Here is a 16917-nt window from a genome sequence, read left to right as displayed (position 1 = left end):
GACACCTCTGTAACGCCGTCGGGACCGCTCTCTCTAGTGCTATGTCGTGACTGAACACACCGTCCAGCCGACACACCTGATGATTACCGAGGATAAGAAAAATGACTATCAAGACCGCTGCTGCTGGTGCCGCTCTCGCTTTGGCTGCCGCTACCCTGTTTGCCGGTGTCGCAACCAACGCGATGGCCGCTGATGCCAACGTTCACTGCTACGGCGTGACTGCCTGCAAAGGCCAGAACGACTGCAAAACCAAAGACCACGCTTGCAAAGGCTTGGGCTCCTGCAAAGGCCAGGGTTTCAAAGCCATGACTCAAGCGGCTTGCGAAAAAGCAGGTGGCAAGGTCGGCGAATAACTGGCCGGCAAGTGCCGCCGCAGTGGCTCACGCCACTGCGGCCACTTTTAATCAGGAGTCTGCACATGTCCGCCTCTGTTCCCTTCCTCGGCTACGGCTTGGGATTGCGTAGCGCTTATTACCAGCAGATCCTCGAACAGTCGCCGGACGTGGACTGGTTTGAAGTGGTCTCCGAAAATTTCATGGTGCAGGGCGGCAAAGCCCTGTATTACCTGGACGCCATCGCCGAGCGCTATCCGCTGGTGATGCATGGCGTTTCCCTCTCCATCGGCGGGCCGCATGCCCTCGATGCGGACTATCTGAAACAACTCAAGCAACTGGCAGAACGGGTCAACCCGGCGTGGATCTCCGATCACTTGTGCTGGAGCCGCGGCAACGCCCATCAGTTGCACGATTTGCTGCCTCTGCCTTACACCCAAGAAAGTCTTGAGTACATTGCCGAGCGAGTGCGCCACGTTCAGGATGTTTTGCAGCGTCCGTTGGTGCTGGAGAACGTCTCCAGCTATGTCCGAGCCGCTTCAGATGATTTCACTGAATGGGAGTTTCTTGCTGCCCTGAGCCGGGAAAGCGGCTGCCAGTTGCTGCTGGACGTCAACAATGTCTACGTCAGCTCACGCAATCACGGCTTCGATCCGTGGACATTCATTCAAAGCCTGCCGGCGGACAAGTTGCGTCAACTGCACCTGGCGGGCCATAGCGATTACGGCGATTACGTCATCGATACCCATGACCAACCAGTGAGCGACCCCGTCTGGGCGCTGTATCAACGTACATTGGAGCACTTCGGGCCGGTGGCTACTTTGCTGGAACGTGATGATCATTTTCCGCCTTTTGAAGAGTTGCTCGATGAACTGCAGAAAGCCCGGCAGTCAGGTGACACGGTTCTGGCCGGGAGACAGCAATGCGCCTGAAAGAATGGCAATCTGCATTTGAGTCGTTTTTGCTGGATGAGGGGGCAACAGCCCATGCGCTATTGAGCACCAGCCTGATCGGCGGGCCGACACTGGATGTCGGCACCGGTCTGGCGATCTATCACAACGCCTATCTAGCGCGGTTACTGGAGGTGTTGCGCAACGATTTTCCAGCCATCTGGCACTGGATGGGCGACGAGGAATTTGACGCGCTCGCTACCGCGTACCTGCGCCAATCCCCGTCTGCGCATTACAGTCTGCGTTGGCTGGGCAAAGGCTTCGAAGGGTTTATTCGCGAGCATCTGGTGCCTGAGCAAAGTGCTCCTTTGGCTGAAATGGCAGTGGTCGAATGGGCATTCACGTTGGCTTTCGATGCGCCAGCGGGTGAGCCGTTAACCCTCGAAACAATGACGACACTGTCCGCGCAAGAATGGCCAGCGCTGCGAGTCAAACAGGCGTCTTGCGTTCAGTGGCTGGAATGCCGGTTCAATAGCTTTGCCCTGTGGCGCTCAGTCAAGGAAGAAACCGATTTCCCTCCCAGCCAGCCACTTCAAATCCCCCAGATCTACCTGATCTGGCGCAACGGTCTGAGCTGTCATTACCGCAGTCTGGAATCTGCCGAGGCCAATGCCCTGAATGGCTTGGTAAACGAAGGTTGGAGTTTCGCCGAACTGTGCGCCGAGTTAGCAGTCATCTATGGAGAGGGCGCTCCACTTCAGGCCGTGACCTGGTTGAAACAGTGGGTGCAGGACGGCCTGCTAGAGCGTCTGCAACGATAGATAAGGCTAATTAAATCGATAGCCTGCTAATTTTCCAGGATGGTCTACCCTCAGATTGGACGTCTGAAACATGGGGGATTTTCCATGCTCGTGCAACTTCCACCGGCCTTACAGAACCTGCAGCTTCCGCTTCGCCTGCGGCTCTGGGACGGCCACGAGTACAATCTGGGCCCGGCGCCCAGTGTCACCATCGTGGTCAAGGACCCGCAGATGGTCAGCCAGTTCACCCATCCAAGCCTGAACGCGCTGGGGGCGGCGTTCGTTGAAGGCAAGCTTGAACTGGAGGGCTCGATCAGCGAGGTCATCCGGGTCTGCGACGAACTGAGCAACGCTTTGCTCAATGAAGACGAAGACAATCAGCCTGTGCGGACCTTGCACGACAAGGAAACCGACGCCAAAGCCATTTCCTACCACTACGACCTGTCCAACGCGTTCTACCAGCTCTGGCTGGACAGCGACATGGCGTATTCCTGTGCCTATTTCGAGACTGGCAGCGAGTCGCTCGAACAGGCGCAGCAAGCCAAATTCCGTCATTTGTGCCGCAAGCTGCGTTTGCAGCCGGGCGATTATCTGCTGGATGTCGGTTGTGGCTGGGGCGGATTGGCGCGTTACGCTGCGCGGGAATTCGGTGCCAAGGTCTTCGGCATCACACTGAGCAAGGAACAACTCGAACTGGCGCGCGAGCGCGTCAAGGACGAAGGTCTGGAAGACCAGATCGAACTGCAATTGCTCGACTACCGCGATCTGCCGCAGGACGGCCGTTTCGATAAAGTCGTCAGCGTCGGCATGTTTGAACACGTTGGCCACGCCAACTTGGCCGAGTACTGCAAGACCCTGTTCGGCGCGGTGAAGGAGGGCGGTCTGGTGATGAACCATGGGATTACCGCCAAGCACATCGATGGCCGTCCGGTCGGGCGTGGCGCCGGGGAGTTCATCGAGAAATACGTATTCCCCAACGGTGAGTTGCCGCATCTGTCGATGATTTCCGCCGAGATCAGCGAAGCAGGCCTGGAGATTGTCGACGTCGAAAGTCTGCGCCTGCATTACGCCCGTACGCTGGATCACTGGAGTGAGCGGCTGGAGGACAACCTCGAAGCGGCCGGCAAACTGGTGCCCGATCAGGCGCTACGGATCTGGCGGCTGTACTTGGCCGGTTGTGCTTACGCGTTCGCGCACGGGTGGATCAACCTGCACCAGATCCTTGCGGTGAAAGCACACGCCGATGGCAGCCATGAACTGCCATGGACACGCGACGATATCTACCATCCTTGATGGTTTTTTCAGAGAATCGGCGAGATCAGCCGGGCGATCCGCATGCCGACCTGTTGCAGGCGGTGGATCTCTCGGCTTTCTTCTTTGGCGATCTCGTAGGCTTGCTCGAAATCCTGTTTGAGCATGTGTTCCACGTTGGCAGCGAAGTCGCTGTCGACGGTCAGCAGCATCACTTCGAAATTCAGCCGGAACGAACGATTGTCCAGATTGGCGCTGCCGATCGCGCTGATCTCGCTGTCGATCAACACCACTTTCTGATGCAGGAACCCAGGCTCGTAACGGAACACCCGAACGCCTGCACGCACAGCCTCAAAGGCATATAGGCTGGACGCGGCGTAGACGATGCGGTGATCGGGGCGCGACGGCAGCAACAGGCGCACATCGACACCGCGCAACACCGCCAGACGCAACGCCGCAAACACGGCTTCATCCGGAATGAAGTAAGGGCTGGTGATCCACACCCGCTCTGTCGCTGCGTGAATGGCTTCGACAAAGAACAGCGAACAGGTTTCGTAGGCGTCTGCAGGGCCAGTGGCGAGCAATTGGCAGAGCACGCCGTCGTCCGGGTATTCGTCCGGCAGGATCAGCGGCGGCAACGTGCGCGCGGCCCAGAACCAGTCTTCGGCAAAGGATTCCTGCATGCACGCTACTACCGGGCCACGCACTTTTACGTGAGTGTCGCGCCACGGTGCCAGCGGCGGTTTCTCGCCCATATATTCATCGCCGACGTTGTGCCCGCCGACGAACCCGACCACGCCATCGACCACGACGATTTTGCGGTGATTGCGGAAGTTGACCTGAAAGCGATTGAGCCAGCCGCTGCGCGTGGCGAACGCTTTGACCTCGACGCCGCCATCGCGCAGCGCCTGCACATAGCTGTGGGGCAGGGCGTGGCTGCCGATACGGTCGTAGAGCAGGTGAATGGTCACGCCTTCGGCAGCTTTCTTCAGCAACAAGTCACGCAGGCGTTGGCCAAGGCGATCGTCATGGATGATGAAGAACTGGATCAGCACTGCTTCCTTCGCTTGATCGATGGCCTGGAAAATCGCGTTGAACGTCTCGGTGCCGTTCACCAGCAACTGGACTTCGTTGTTCGCCAGACACGGCATGCGCCCCAGTTTCGGCATCGCACGCAAGGAAGCGTAGGCATTCGAGGCGCGCGCGGTCAGGGCTTCTTCCACCCACGGGCGCCAGTTCAGCTCGGAAATGGCCAGGCGCATCTGCTCGTTGGCCTGGCGGCGCGCTTTGATGTAGCCATCGAAGGTGCTGCGACCGAACACCAGGTACGGAATAAGCGTCAGGTAAGGAATGAAGATCAGCGACAATGCCCAGGCGATCGAGCCTTGAGCCGTGCGCACCGTCAGCACCGCATGTATGGCAGCGATCAAGCCGAGGGTGTGTATAAGGGCGATCAAATAACCGAAAATGTGCGGTCCAAAATAATCCATGGGGCAGCCTTGCTCCGCAAGATTTTGATGCCTTAACAGACCATGTTCTGTGGCGAAAGTCGCTATTTAATTGGCGCATGAACCGAAGCAATCGGCCGACGTCTAACGGCCACTACTGATCAGGAGTTTCTCGATGAACGTTCGTCTGCTGGGTTTGGCGTTGGGCCTGGGTTTGGCATTGCCGGTGATTGCGCAGGCGCAAATGCTGCAGCCGGGGTTGTGGGAAATGACGTCGAGTAATGTGAAAGTCGATGACCAGCCAATGGATGTGCAATCGATCCTGGGTCAGCTTCAAGGCCAGATGACGCCGCAACAGCGGGCGGCGCTGGAGAAAAACGGCATCAATATCGGCGGCAAGGGCATCCGCGCCTGCCTGACTCCACAGCAAGTGGCGACCAATGATATTCCGTTGGCCGATCCACAATCGGGCTGCAAACAGCAGATTACCGAGCGCAGCGGTAACCAGTGGAAATTCCGCTTCAGCTGCCCAAAAGCTCAGGGTACCGGTGTGGCGACGTTCCTCAGTGATCGTGAGTTCACCACGGTTGCCAACGGTACGTTCAATGCCATTGGCATCAACCAGAAGGGCAGCCTGGAAACCCGTGCAGTGTGGCTGGGACAGGATTGCGGCACGGTCAAACCAAGAGCTTGAAAGCTTCGCGAGTAGGCTCGCTCCCACAAGTATTGCGCTGTACCTGTGGGAGCGAGCCTGCTCGCGAAGGCATCAGCGCATAAACCGCAGTGGCAATCCCCGACACCCCTCATTCACCTGGCCCTCATGCCAGGCAATCTGCCCTGACACCAACGTCATCCTTACCCGATGCCGAAAGCTTCGACCGGTAAACGGCGTCCATCCACACTGCGACAGAACCGGTTGCCGCGACACATCCAGCATCTCTGGTTTAACCAATACCAGATCCGCCCAATACCCCTCACGCAGATAACCCCGATCCGGAATCGCAAACAGATCCGCCACTCGGTGGCTGATCTTCGCCACCAGCGTGGTGATCGGCAGCACACCCTCCGCCACGAGTTCCAGCAACGCCGGCAGGGCGTGCTGCACCAACGGCAACCCCGAGGGCGCTTCGGCATAGGGACGCTGCTTTTCGTCCCACGTATGGGGGGCATGATCACTGCCGATCACATCCAGTCGATTGCTGTTTAACGCTTCACGCAATGCATCGCGGTCGGCCTGAGTCTTGATCGCCGGATTGCATTTGATCAGGTTGCCGAGGCTTGAGTAGTCGCGATCATCGAACAACAAATGGTGCAGGCAGACCTCGGCAGTGATGCGTTTTTGCGCCAGGGGTTTGTCCTCGAACAGTTCCAGTTCACGGGCGGTAGTCAGATGTAAAACATGCAGGCGCGTGCCGTGACGTCTCGCCAGATCCACGGCCAGTGAGGAGGAGCGATAACACGCCTCGGCATTGCGAATCAGTGCATGAGCCGCAGTAGGCAGATGAATACCAAACCGTTCACGCAGGTTGGCCGCGTTGGCGTCGATACTCGGCGTGTGCTCGCAGTGGGCCAATAGAATTGTCGGTACTTCGGCGAACAGTCGTTCAAGAATCTTCGGATCATCCACCAGCATGTTGCCTGTAGACGCGCCCATGAACACTTTGACCCCGGCCACTTCATAAGGATTGAGCGCGGCAACGGTGTCGAGATTGTCCTGGCTCACGCCAAAGTGAAAAGCGTAATTGGCCACCGAACTGATTGCCGCACGGCGCTTCTTATCCGCCAGCGCTTGGAGGGTGAGGGTGGCCGGATTGGTGTTGGGCATGTCCATGAAACTGGTGATGCCACCCGCGACCGCCGCGCGGGATTCGCTATGTATGCTGCCCTTGGCCGGCGCGCCGGGTTCGCGAAAATGCACCTGGTCATCGATCATGCCCGGCAGCAGCCATTGTCCTTTGGCGTCGATTTCCATGCGCGCGGTTTCACCTTCGATGCTGCGGGCAATCTTGACGATGCGGCCATTGCTGACCAGCAAATCTGCGTCGAACTCACGCCCCTCGTTGACCAGTCTGGCGTTGCGGATCAGTACGCTGCTCATGGTTCAGAACTCGTTCTGCAAGGCTTTGTAGCCGCGCACCAGATCGACGTTGGTCCGCGCCACATCTTCGGAAAACTCCGAAGCGCTGACGCTCACCGGCGGGAATAACGAAAGGTCGGTGTTCGGCCCGATCCGGGTAGTGGAGGGCACGTAGAACGCGTCCGGCAAATCACGGCCGTCGACCACCGAGTTATGCCGCACCACGCAGCCGTCGCCGACCACGCAATTGAACAACACGCTGTTGAAGCCGATGAACACCCGGTCGCCCACCACGCAGGGGCCATGGACGATCGAGCGGTGGGCGATGGAGCTGAATTCGCCGATGGTCACCGCCGCACCGGATTTGGAGTGGATCACCACGCCGTCCTGGATATTCGAATTGGCGCCGATGGTGATCGGCTCCATGTTGCCCGAAGCGTCCACTTCGTCAGCGCGGATGACTGCGTAAGGACCGACGAAGACGTTTTCGCCAATCACTACTTTGCCACAGATGATCGCGGTTTTATCGACGTAGGCCGACTCGGCAATTTGGGGCAGATCGCCTGAAGGATTCTTGCGGATCATGGTTGGCTCAGCGCGTTGTAAAGGGTGTTGAGGTTGTATTCGAACAGCCCGGTGAAGGTGCTGGCCGGGCCGCTCGCGGCGAGGGCATCCGAGTAGAGCGTGCCGCCGATGTGGGCATCGCTCTCGTCGGCGATCTGTTTGAGCAGTCGTGCGTCCTTGATGTTTTCGATGAACACCGCTTTGACTTTGGCTTGGCGGATTTGGGTGATCAGCGCAGCGACTTCTGCAGCGGAAGGGTCGCGTTCTGTGGACAGACCTTGCGGGGCTATGAAGTCGATGCCGTAAGCCTGACCGAGATAACCGAACGCATCGTGGCTGGTGACAATTTTGCGGTTGCCTGCTGGCAGCGATCCGAGCTTGGCCTTGGCTTCGGCGAGCAGGGCGTAGATTTGTTTCAGGTAGGTTTTACTGTTGCGCTCGTAGTCGGCCTTATTCGTCGGATCAGCGGCGACCAGTGCCTTGGTGATGTTGGCGACGTACAACTCGGCGTTGGCCAGATTGTGCCAGGCGTGCGGGTCGGGAATGGTTTCACCGTCCTCATCGAGTGAACGTGGAATCACGCCATGGCTGGCACTGATGACTGTGGTTTGGGTGTCGGTACTGTTCACCAGGCGATCCAGCCACGGCTCGAAACCCAAGCCATTCTTGATGATCAGTTTGGCTTTGAGCAGCGCTTTGGCGTCGTCCGGAGTCGGCTCATAGGTGTGAGCGTCAGCGTCAGGCCCGACCATGTTGATGATCTGAATATGCTCGCCGCCGACCTGATGAACCATGTCGGCGAGGATGCTGAAACTGGTGACCACCGGCATTTTCTCCGCCGCCGATAAGGACATCGACAGCATCAGACTGAACAGCACGAGTAGAGCGCGCATCGGGAAACACCTCATTGGGATGTGAGCAAAGGCGGGCGGCGCAGCAGGCCATGGACCGGCCCGAACACCACGGACAGCAGATAACCCGTGCCAGCGACCAGCACGATGGCCGGGCCGCTAGGGAGCGAGTAATAGAAAGAGACGAGCAAGCCGAACCACACCGAGACGCAACCGATGATCGCCGCGATGGCAATCAGGTTCGGCAATCGGCGGCTCCAGAATCGAGAAGCCGCAGCGGGCAGCATCATCAGGCCGACCACCATCAACGCGCCGATCGCCTGGAAACCGATCACCAGATTCAGCACAACCAGGGTCAGGAATACGCCGTGGGCGATCGGACCGAGGCGGCTCACGGTTCTTAAAAACAATGGGTCGAGGGTGTCGAGCAATAGGGGTTTGTAGATCAGCATCATCGCGATCAGGCTGAATGCCGAGACCCACAACATGCCATTGAGGGTTGGTCCGTCGACGGCCAATGCCGAGCCGAACAGTAGATGCAAGAGGTCGAGGCGTTTGCCGGCGATGCCGAGAATCAACACGCCACTGGCCAGCGATATGGGATAGATCGCCGCGAGGCTGGCGTCTTCGCGCAGGCCTGTGCGGCGGGTAATCCAGGCGGCGAGGCCGGCCATGCTCAGACCCGCGGCGAGACCGCCAAAGGTCAACGCGGGCAGACTCAGCCCGGCGAACCAGAAGCCCAATGCGGCGCCGGGAAGGATGCCGTGGGCCACGGCGTCGCCGATCAGACTCATGCGCCGCAGGATCAGAAACACACCCAGTGGCGCAGTGCTGCAGGCCAATACCAGGCCACCGAGGAGGGCGCGGCGCATGAAGACGAACTCGGTGAACGGTTGCCAGAAGTGAGCGAAGGTGAGCATCAGGCCACCTGAGTGTGAGGTGACTGCTGGATGAGTTCTGCGCTGGCGCCAAATACGCAATCGCCGTTTTTGATTAACAGCGTTTTTGGGATGTGTTGGCGGACGGCGGCGAGGTCATGGCAAACCACGACCAATGTTCGACCTTCGCCATGCCATGCGTGGATGTGTTGCCATAGCAGCCGTTGGCCTAGCTCATCAAGTGCAGCATGGGGCTCGTCGAGCAGCAGCACAGGTGAGTCGGTCAGACTCAATCGAGCGAGCAGGGCACGTTGTAATTCTCCGCCGGACAGGGCCATCAGCGGACGATCTTCGAGTCCACTCAGGTGCCAGTTTTCCAGTGCCGCAGCGAGGCGTTGAGCGCGCAATTGCGTGGACAGTCGTCGTCCCCAGAAACCAGCGGCTACCAAATCTTGGAGACTGATGGGGAACTGGCGATCCAGATGCTGTTGCTGGGGGAGGAAGGACAATCCGCTTTGGCGTGGAACACTCAGGGTGACGTTGCCTGCCAATGGCTTTTGCAGTCCGGCGATGACTTTCAGCAGACTGCTTTTGCCACAGCCGTTCGCCCCGATGATTGCCGTGAGACTACCGCTGTCGAGTTCGAGACTGAGGGGGGATGTCAGCGGTTGACCGGGTGCGCCCCAACTCAATGATTGGCAGCGAATCATGCGTGCTCCCGATGCCAATGGCTTTCAGCAACGGCATCGTGTGCGTGCAAGCTTTCGGCGTGGATCACCCGCAGATGAAAAGCACTGACGCCGGGGGAGCGACGCAGTGCCAGACTCAGTCGACGCGCGGCGTCTTCGCAGAACATCAGATTCTGTCCATTGGCGAGTGCGAAGGCTTGTTCGTCAGCGCGTTTTACGGCGGTTTGGACGGCTGTTCCGAGTGCTGCTTCTGCGTCATTGATGAGTGCACTCAGCGGCAACTCATCGATGAATTCATCGAGATGAACATGCAGTTGTGCGGTGCTGCGTTGGCTGTGGGGCGTGGCGATGATGCCCTGGGTCGAACCGAGCCAAGTTAAAACGTCGGCGTGTTGTAGCGGCTTGTTTGCGAAGTCGTCGATGAATTGTTGCTGGATCAATTGTCTTGCGAGGGCTGCAGAACAAGGGCACGTCGAAGAGTAGGGCACATCGATTTTGAGTTCCACGTGGAACATTTCGTTTTTCAGACTGGCTGAAATGGTCGCTTGATACGATTTCCAACCGGCCAAAGGACTGACCAGTGCAGGCCTTTTCAGCAGAATCTCTGTGTGGATATTCAGGTACGCGTTGTTGGATAAACCTTCATGGCTATCGACGAAACGCTGGAGTACGTAACGCAGCAAAGTAGGGCAAAGGTTTTCCCGCTCAAGGGTCTCCAGTGCCAGATACAGTCGTGACATATGAATGCCGCGAGCATCGCCGTCATCAAGGCTCACACCTGCATCGACTTTGGCATTCAGCCGTTGGCTCTCTAACAAGACTGGCAAAGCGATGCCGCGCATGCCCACCCATTCGAGTGTTAACGCTTGGCGCGCAGCCTGCGCAGCGATATCCGGAAGTGTCAGCGAATTCATGTTCGGGACCATCGTGTTGATTGAATTTGATGTTATATTATAACAATTCAGATCACGACGCATTTTTCATGAACAGGCTTTCATATTCACAGATGCCACTTGCTCAATCTGATCCTCGCTGCCGTGTTCGCTTTACCTTTCACTGTCTCAGCCGCAAAGACAAAGATCCGCACCGTGAGACTTTGGCGCTCGGCGACACGATGATTCGTTCGAACAATCAGGCACTTCCGACACTAGAGGTTCCACGTGAAACACCTGGGGATAGACTCATCCGAAGAGCGACATCGGCGACTGCGCGTTTCATGGCACAGCGAGAGGACGGTGCGGATCTGCTCGGTGCGACCAGTTTGCTAAATCTGAAGGACAAGGATCCGATGCTCGCCGGTGTGATTCTCGACATCTCAATGAACGCTACCATCGCCGTGAGTTTGCAACTGGGAAGTACGATTCTCCGCAGTCTGGCCGGCATCACCACGTTGCATCAGAAGCGCGTGGAACAGCATTTCTACGCAATTTTCATCACATTTCCCAAGCGATGCACTGATGGCAGCTTCTGACTCTTTATCTCTAAGGGGCAAGAGCAAGGCTGGCTAATTTATGTTGTTATACTATAACATTAATTTGAGCTAAGCCTGATTCAGCCGATTTCAAGCGTTTACCTTCTACGAACCGTCGTATGAAGCCCAGAACGTCACGCGCTACGCAAAAGTGCAGATCGGCTGCTACCTGAAGAGGATTACCCAATGTCAGCCGAACTGCCCGTCACCGTTCTTTCCGGATTTCTCGGCGCTGGAAAAAGTACACTTTTGAATTACGTACTACGTAATCGCAAGGGATTGCGCGTAGCGGTCATCGTCAACGATATGAGCGAGATCAACATTGATGGCAGCGAAGTTCAGCGCGATGTCAGCCTGAACCGCGCCCAAGAGAAACTCGTGGAAATGAGTAACGGTTGTATCTGCTGTACGTTACGCGAAGACTTGCTCGAAGAAGTCAGCAAGCTCGCTCGCGATGGTCGCTTCGATTACTTGCTGATCGAGTCCACCGGTATCTCCGAGCCACTGCCGGTGGCAGAGACCTTCACCTTTCGCGATGAACAGGGACAAAGCCTCGCCGACATCGCGTGCCTCGACACCATGGTCACTGTAGTCGACGGCGTGAATTTCCTGCTCGACTACCAGGCTGCCGAAAGCCTCGCCTCTCGCGGTGAAACCCTGGGCGAAGAGGACGAACGCTCCATCACCGATTTGCTGATCGAGCAGATCGAGTTTGCCGATGTACTGCTCATCAGCAAGATCGATCTGATCAGCCAACATGAGCGTGAAGAGCTGATCGCCATCCTCAAACGTCTCAATGCACACGCCGAAATCATCCCGATGGTGATGGGCGAAGTGCCGCTGGAGAAGATCCTCAACACCGGCCGTTTCGACTTCGAGAAAGCCGCGCAAGCGCCCGGTTGGTTGCAGGAATTGCGCGGCGAGCACGTCGCGGAAACCGAGGAGTACGGCATCGCCTCAACGGCCTACCGCGCGCGCCGGCCCTTTCACCCACAGCGTTTCTTCAGCTTCATCGACCGCCCATGGCTGAACGGGAAACTGTTGCGCTCCAAAGGTTTCTTCTGGCTGGCGAGCAAGCCTACAGATGCGGGCAGTTGGTCGCAGGCCGGCGGTTTGATGCGCCATGGTTTTGCCGGGCGCTGGTGGCGTTTCGTGCCGAAAAACCAGTGGCCGCAGGATCAGGAAAGTACCCAGGCGATCATGGAAAACTGGACGCCGAGCGTAGGCGACTGCCGCCAGGAGTTGGTATTCATCGGCCAAAACATCAATTTCCTACAGCTCTCTGCCGAACTGGATGGTTGTCTGCTGACCGACGATGAAATGGCGATCGGTGTTGAAGGCTGGCGATTGCTGCTGGATCCGTTCGGCCCTTGGCACGAAGAGGCCGCCTGATGCTCGCATTGAAACTCCAGCAAAACCGCACACGCCATCAGCATCAAGGGCCGACGCCCGAAGTGCTGACACGAATCCTTGAGGACGACACCAACCTCGCCGTCTGGCAGCGACAACTGCCGCTGCACATCGCCGATTTCGCTCACTTGCTGCTGTCACTCAACGAGCCTCTGGCCGAGTCGCGCTGCCTGGAGTTATTCGACGAGGAGGCAGAGCCGGATCTTACCGGGCTAGCCTTGGGATTTCGCGATCTGCAAGGCTATGACGGCTTTATCGCTGATGTGAAATGGCTCGTGAGCGCCTTCGCGTGCCTGCTCGGCGCCCGGCGGATCGGCCTGCGCCTGCGGGTGTTGGATAAAGCGATGTGCCCACGCTTTCACGTCGATCATGTACCGGTGCGCCTGATCACCACCTACGCGGGAGTCGGCAGCCAGTGGCTCAGGGAAGGCGCGATGGATCGACAGCAACTGGGCGAGGCCAACGCCGAGCCTCAGGAAGCAGGGCAGATCCAGCAACTCAAAAGCGCTGATGTGGCGTTATTGAAAGGCGAAAAATGGCACGGCAATGAGGGCTTCGGCCTGATCCATCGCTCGCCGCAACTCGCTCACGATGAGCGTCGACTGATCCTGACCCTCGACTGGCTCGGCTAGCGGCTCAAGGCTTGAGCCAAGCACCCTGGCTCTGGCCTTCGCAGTAAGGTTTCAGATACGCGGCATCGGTGGCAACGCCGTAATAGTGCATGTCTTGGCGATAGGGCATATTGGCGACTTGCGCGTTGCTGCACACGCCGAAAGCTCCGGTCGGGCATTGATCGACGTACTGCACGTCGACTTTCTGCCCGGCTAGTGTGGGCTGGCAAAAGCCGTCGTTGAACAGCTTTTCCGGGATGTTGCGGTTTTGCTGGCAGACTTTGACGTCGAGCCGCTCGCCCTGACTGTGCACCACGCAGGCCTGGGCCAACACTTCGCTCGACATCATCATTAACAGCAACGACCATCCCATCCAACGCATCTTCAACCTCCTCAGAAGCTTTCCTCAGAAAATACCCACCATGTTGCAGAACATTCCTACTCATGTCATTGCAGGCCCGTTAGGCGCCGGCAAGACCAGCCTGATCCGCCATCTCATGGCGCAACGGCCGGAAGGCGAGCGCTGGGCGGTGCTGATTAATGAGTTCGGCCAGATCGGCCTCGACGCCGCACTGCTGACCCGCGACGGCGATGGTATCGCACTGGGCGAAGTGGCCGGGGGTTGCTTGTGTTGCGTCAATGGCGCGCCGTTTCAGATCGGCCTCGGGCGGTTGCTGCGCAAGGCCAGGCCGGATCGGCTGTTTATCGAGCCATCCGGGTTGGGCCATCCGGCGCAATTACTCAAGCAACTGAGTGAAGCGCCATGGCAGGGGGTTCTCGCAGTTCAGCCGTGTGTGTTGGTACTGGATGCTCAATCGCTAAGCGCGGGGAAAGCGCTGCCGGCTGCGCAACAGCAAGCGATGGCCAGCGCCGGTTTGTTGTTGCTGAACAAGGCTGAAAGCCTGGATGACGTCGCTCGACAGAAAATATCCAGTCAGTTGCCACCCGTCAGGCTGATCTGGACGCAACAGGCGCAACTGTCCTTGAGCGAACTGCCAGGTCTGGCCATTCAAGCGGTGGCGGGTGTGGATAACTGGGTCGTGCCCAAAGGATTGGCGCAGATGCCGACGGTCTGGAGCGATCCGACGCAACCCATTTGCCTGATTCAGGCGCAGGAGGGCGGTTGGAGTATCGGATGGCGCTGGCATCCGAGTCAGCAGTTAGACATGCATCGAATGGCCGTTTGGCTTGAAAGCCTTGTGTGGGCACGGGCCAAACTGGTTATCCACAGCGCGGACGGCTGGGTTTCGGCGAATGCGCTGGATAACTCAATGCTGAACTGGACAGCCAGCGAATGGCGTAAGGACTCGCGGATCGAGCTGATCTTCGCCGATCCGCAAAATATCGATCAATTACAGGCTGGACTGGCGCAGTGCCGGATTCAGGCAGGCTGACTCACGGCTTCCACTTGGTATGTTCCTGCCGCCACTGACTGAGCTCGATCACTTCAGCCCGAGGCTTATGCACCTCAACCACTGGCGGCGTGTCGTCGAACGGGGCCGGGTAGGGCGCCAGTTCGATCTGCGCGCTATGGGCGCCGAATTGGGTGATGGTGCCGTTGTGTCGGGTTTCGCCGGTCACGGTGAATTCGAAGTTATAGACCCGCGCCAGGCGTCGCCGACCACTGGCATCCTTGATCAAACCAATTTTCTTCAACGCGACGTTACCGTCCAGCAGCTCGACGCCGACGTTGGTGCAATGCTGTTTGACCCGCTCCAGCGCCCGCTCGCGCAAGCCGTGGTTGTGCCAAAGCCACGCGCCGGCAGCGGCGAACAGCATCAACACGAAGATGTTTTCGAGGGTCAGCATCAACAAGGGACTCCAAAAGATAGCGTCAGCTTAACTGCGTCGCCGGTCTGTCGTACAGGCTGCGTTTCGTCGCATACTGCGCGGCTTGAATTTCAATCGTTTTACGGAAAACCCGAATGAAACGTACGCCTCATCTGCTCGCCATTCAGTCCCATGTGGTGTTCGGCCACGCCGGTAACAGCGCCGCTGTATTTCCGATGCAGCGGGTCGGGGTGAATGTCTGGCCGCTCAACACCGTGCAGTTTTCCAACCACACCCAGTACGGCCAATGGACCGGCGAAGTGCTGGCGCCGCAACAGATTCCCGAGCTGGTCGAAGGTATTGCGGCCATTGGTGAGCTGGGCAACTGTGACGCGGTGCTATCCGGTTATCTGGGTAACGCAGCGCAGGGTCGGGCGATTCTCAGCGGCGTTGCACGCATCAAGTCGGTCAACCCGAAGGCTCTCTATCTGTGCGACCCGGTGATGGGCCACCCGGAGAAGGGTTGCAGCGTGCCGGCCGAGGTCAGTGATTTCCTGCTGGAAGAAGCAGCGGCTGTGGCTGACTTCATGTGCCCGAACCAACTGGAGCTGGACAGCTTTTCCGGGCGCAAGCCGCAATCGCTGTTCGATTGCCTGGCGATGGCGCGGGCGCTGCTGGCGCGCGGACCGAAAGCGGTGCTGGTCAAGCATCTGGACTACCCGGGCAAACCGGCGGAGGCTTTCGAGATGCTGTTAGTGACTGCCGAGGGTAGTTGGCATCTGCGCCGTCCGTTGCTGGCGTTTCCGCGTCAACCGGTGGGTGTGGGCGATCTGACGTCCGGCCTGTTTCTGGCGCGGGTGCTGCTGGGCGACAGTCTGGTAGCCGCGTTCGAGTTCACGGCGGCAGCGGTGCATGAGGTGCTGCTGGAGACCCAGGCGTGCGCCAGTTATGAGCTGCAACTGGTGCGGGCGCAGGATCGTATTGCGCATCCGCGGGTGAAGTTCGAGGCTACACCGATCAGTCTTTAATCGTTTAAAAGCGAAAAGATCGCAGCCTGCGGCAGCTCCTACAGGGTGGGCGTTAATCCTCTGTAGGAGCTGCCGCAGGCTGCGATCTTTTGCTTTTGATCTTAGGCGTCGCCTTTTATTTCCTGATAACGCTTTTCCAGCTCCTGACGAATCTGCCGGCGCTGCTGGGCCTGTATGTAGCGGCGTTTGTCTTCGCTGTTCTGCGGCTGCAGCGGCGGCACTGGAGCCGGTTTACGCTGATCGTCGACCGCGACCATGGTGAAAAAGCAGCTGTTGGTATGGCGCACCGAGCGCTCGCGGATGTTCTCGGTCACCACTTTGATACCGACTTCCATCGAGGTGTTGCCGGTGTAGTTGACCGACGCCAGAAAGGTTACCAGTTCGCCGACATGAATCGGCTCGCGGAAAATCACCTGATCCACCGACAGCGTCACCACGTAGCGGCCGGCATAACGGCTCGCGCAGGCGTAGGCCACTTCGTCGAGGTATTTGAGCAGGGTGCCGCCGTGGACATTGCCAGAGAAGTTGGCCATGTCGGGGGTCATCAGTACCGTCATCGACAGCTGGGCGTTTCCGGGTTCCATAACGTTCTCACGGATCAAGGCGGGTTTGCTGGAAGCACCTCTGCGGGTGCCTGGTCGCTTTTCAAAAGTACCGTTATCGGGACGCCGGGCGACGGGCCGCCGTCACGCCGGGATCGATCTGTTTCCTTATATTGCACCGCCTTCCTGCCGGAAGTCGCGGTGTTACCCTGCAAAAGCCCGCCTCAAGGGCAATTCCCACACGAAAAGCGGATTTTTACCCAGCTCGCTCAGACTTTTCTGATGTCTGACTGCGAGCCTCGTCA

The 16917-nt window shown here is 58.2% G+C and carries 19 protein-coding genes and 1 pseudogene; 10 read left to right on the top strand and 10 right to left on the bottom strand.

Translation table 11 applies throughout. The features are described 5' to 3' along the window. Window positions 1-101 precede the first annotated feature (101 nt). From ACIOVB_RS08720 to cfaB, 4 genes are all read left to right on the top strand, one after another. Window positions 102-353 (top strand): hypothetical protein, encoded by a 252-nt coding sequence (locus ACIOVB_RS08720; protein WP_401266721.1) that lies wholly within the window; start codon window positions 102-104, stop codon window positions 351-353. A gap of 65 nt (window positions 354-418) precedes the next feature. Beyond that, a complete protein-coding gene (locus ACIOVB_RS08715) occupies window positions 419-1264 on the top strand; it encodes a DUF692 domain-containing protein (RefSeq protein WP_401266718.1) in 846 nt (281 codons plus the stop codon). Continuing rightward, the gene (locus tag ACIOVB_RS08710; protein WP_401266715.1) at window positions 1255-2043 is read left to right on the top strand and encodes a putative DNA-binding domain-containing protein; all 789 of its coding nucleotides are present in this window, start codon (window positions 1255-1257) and stop codon (window positions 2041-2043) included. The genes ACIOVB_RS08715 and ACIOVB_RS08710 overlap by 10 nt, the downstream gene beginning before the upstream one ends. Before the next feature lie 84 nt (window positions 2044-2127). Then, a complete protein-coding gene (cfaB, locus tag ACIOVB_RS08705) occupies window positions 2128-3315 on the top strand; it encodes a C17 cyclopropane fatty acid synthase CfaB (protein WP_401266713.1) in 1188 nt (395 codons plus the stop codon). An 8-nt stretch (window positions 3316-3323) separates the two neighbouring features. Here the strand turns inward: cfaB and cls are convergent, their stop codons facing one another. Continuing rightward, window positions 3324-4763 carry a cardiolipin synthase gene (gene cls, locus ACIOVB_RS08700; protein WP_401266710.1) on the bottom strand — a complete coding sequence of 480 codons (1440 nt, stop codon included), beginning with the start codon at window positions 4761-4763 and terminating at the stop codon, window positions 3324-3326. 133 nt (window positions 4764-4896) lie between these two features. Between cls and ACIOVB_RS08695 the strand changes: the two genes are divergently transcribed. Continuing rightward, on the top strand, window positions 4897-5415 hold the full coding sequence (locus ACIOVB_RS08695; RefSeq protein WP_187677198.1) for a DUF3617 domain-containing protein: 519 nt from the start codon (window positions 4897-4899) through the stop codon (window positions 5413-5415). Between the two features lie 72 nt (window positions 5416-5487). Here ACIOVB_RS08695 and ACIOVB_RS08690 read toward each other — a convergent pair whose 3' ends face one another. From ACIOVB_RS08690 to folE2, 6 genes are read right to left on the bottom strand one after another with little or no spacing between them, the layout of a single operon-like run. Further along, window positions 5488-6819: a dihydroorotase gene (locus tag ACIOVB_RS08690; RefSeq protein ID WP_401266708.1), complete on the bottom strand. Its 1332-nt coding sequence runs from the start codon at window positions 6817-6819 to the stop codon at window positions 5488-5490. A gap of 3 nt (window positions 6820-6822) precedes the next feature. Beyond that, a complete protein-coding gene (locus ACIOVB_RS08685; protein ID WP_187677196.1) occupies window positions 6823-7383 on the bottom strand; it encodes a DapH/DapD/GlmU-related protein in 561 nt (186 codons plus the stop codon). After that, complete coding sequence (locus ACIOVB_RS08680; RefSeq protein ID WP_401266705.1) at window positions 7380-8255, bottom strand: metal ABC transporter substrate-binding protein; 876 nt, start codon at window positions 8253-8255, stop codon at window positions 7380-7382. Before ACIOVB_RS08680 ends, ACIOVB_RS08685 begins: the two co-directional genes overlap by 4 nt. 11 nt (window positions 8256-8266) lie before the next feature. After that, entirely contained in the window at window positions 8267-9133 is an 867-nt protein-coding gene (locus tag ACIOVB_RS08675; protein WP_401266701.1) for a metal ABC transporter permease, read from the bottom strand. Then, window positions 9133-9801 carry a metal ABC transporter ATP-binding protein gene (locus tag ACIOVB_RS08670; RefSeq protein ID WP_187677193.1) on the bottom strand — a complete coding sequence of 223 codons (669 nt, stop codon included), beginning with the start codon at window positions 9799-9801 and terminating at the stop codon, window positions 9133-9135. The genes ACIOVB_RS08675 and ACIOVB_RS08670 overlap by 1 nt, the downstream gene beginning before the upstream one ends. Beyond that, complete coding sequence (folE2, locus tag ACIOVB_RS08665) at window positions 9798-10694, bottom strand: GTP cyclohydrolase FolE2 (protein ID WP_401266698.1); 897 nt, start codon at window positions 10692-10694, stop codon at window positions 9798-9800. The genes ACIOVB_RS08670 and folE2 overlap by 4 nt, the downstream gene beginning before the upstream one ends. A gap of 278 nt (window positions 10695-10972) precedes the next feature. Here folE2 and ACIOVB_RS08660 point away from each other — a divergent pair. From ACIOVB_RS08660 to ACIOVB_RS08650, 3 genes and pseudogenes are all read left to right on the top strand, one after another. Next, window positions 10973-11209 (top strand): annotated as a pseudogene (locus ACIOVB_RS08660) (N-acetylmuramoyl-L-alanine amidase); the annotation flags it as partial. A gap of 228 nt (window positions 11210-11437) precedes the next feature. Beyond that, window positions 11438-12643 carry a zinc metallochaperone GTPase ZigA gene (gene zigA / locus ACIOVB_RS08655; protein WP_401266696.1) on the top strand — a complete coding sequence of 402 codons (1206 nt, stop codon included), beginning with the start codon at window positions 11438-11440 and terminating at the stop codon, window positions 12641-12643. Continuing rightward, window positions 12643-13293, top strand: a complete 651-nt coding sequence (locus tag ACIOVB_RS08650) for a DUF1826 domain-containing protein (RefSeq protein ID WP_401266693.1) — start codon at window positions 12643-12645, stop codon at window positions 13291-13293. Before zigA ends, ACIOVB_RS08650 begins: the two co-directional genes overlap by 1 nt. 4 nt (window positions 13294-13297) lie before the next feature. On the opposite strand, the gene ACIOVB_RS08645 is transcribed toward ACIOVB_RS08650, so the two are convergent. Next, window positions 13298-13654: an NADH:ubiquinone oxidoreductase gene (locus ACIOVB_RS08645; RefSeq protein ID WP_401266690.1), complete on the bottom strand. Its 357-nt coding sequence runs from the start codon at window positions 13652-13654 to the stop codon at window positions 13298-13300. Window positions 13655-13694: 40 nt separating this feature from the next. Here ACIOVB_RS08645 and ACIOVB_RS08640 point away from each other — a divergent pair, with 40 nt between their 5' ends. Then, window positions 13695-14666, top strand: coding sequence for a CobW family GTP-binding protein (locus ACIOVB_RS08640; protein ID WP_401266687.1), 972 nt, complete (start codon window positions 13695-13697; stop codon window positions 14664-14666). 1 nt (window position 14667) lies between these two features. Here ACIOVB_RS08640 and ACIOVB_RS08635 read toward each other — a convergent pair whose 3' ends face one another. Next, window positions 14668-15081, bottom strand: a complete 414-nt coding sequence (locus ACIOVB_RS08635) for a DUF3301 domain-containing protein (protein WP_187677187.1) — start codon at window positions 15079-15081, stop codon at window positions 14668-14670. Window positions 15082-15197: 116 nt separating this feature from the next. On the opposite strand from ACIOVB_RS08635, the gene pdxY reads away from it, so the two are divergent. Then, a complete protein-coding gene (pdxY, locus tag ACIOVB_RS08630) occupies window positions 15198-16070 on the top strand; it encodes a pyridoxal kinase PdxY (RefSeq protein ID WP_401266685.1) in 873 nt (290 codons plus the stop codon). 101 nt (window positions 16071-16171) lie between these two features. Here pdxY and ACIOVB_RS08625 read toward each other — a convergent pair whose 3' ends face one another. Then, entirely contained in the window at window positions 16172-16654 is a 483-nt protein-coding gene (locus tag ACIOVB_RS08625; protein ID WP_083349923.1) for an acyl-CoA thioesterase, read from the bottom strand. Between the last annotated feature and the right edge of the window lie 263 nt (window positions 16655-16917).

The sequence above is a fragment of the Pseudomonas sp. NPDC087639 genome, from assembly GCF_044743385.1.
In the GTDB taxonomy this organism is placed as follows: domain Bacteria; phylum Pseudomonadota; class Gammaproteobacteria; order Pseudomonadales; family Pseudomonadaceae; genus Aquipseudomonas.
The sequence above is the reverse complement of the archived record's forward strand: the minus strand, read 5'-3'. Positions and strand labels throughout refer to the sequence as shown.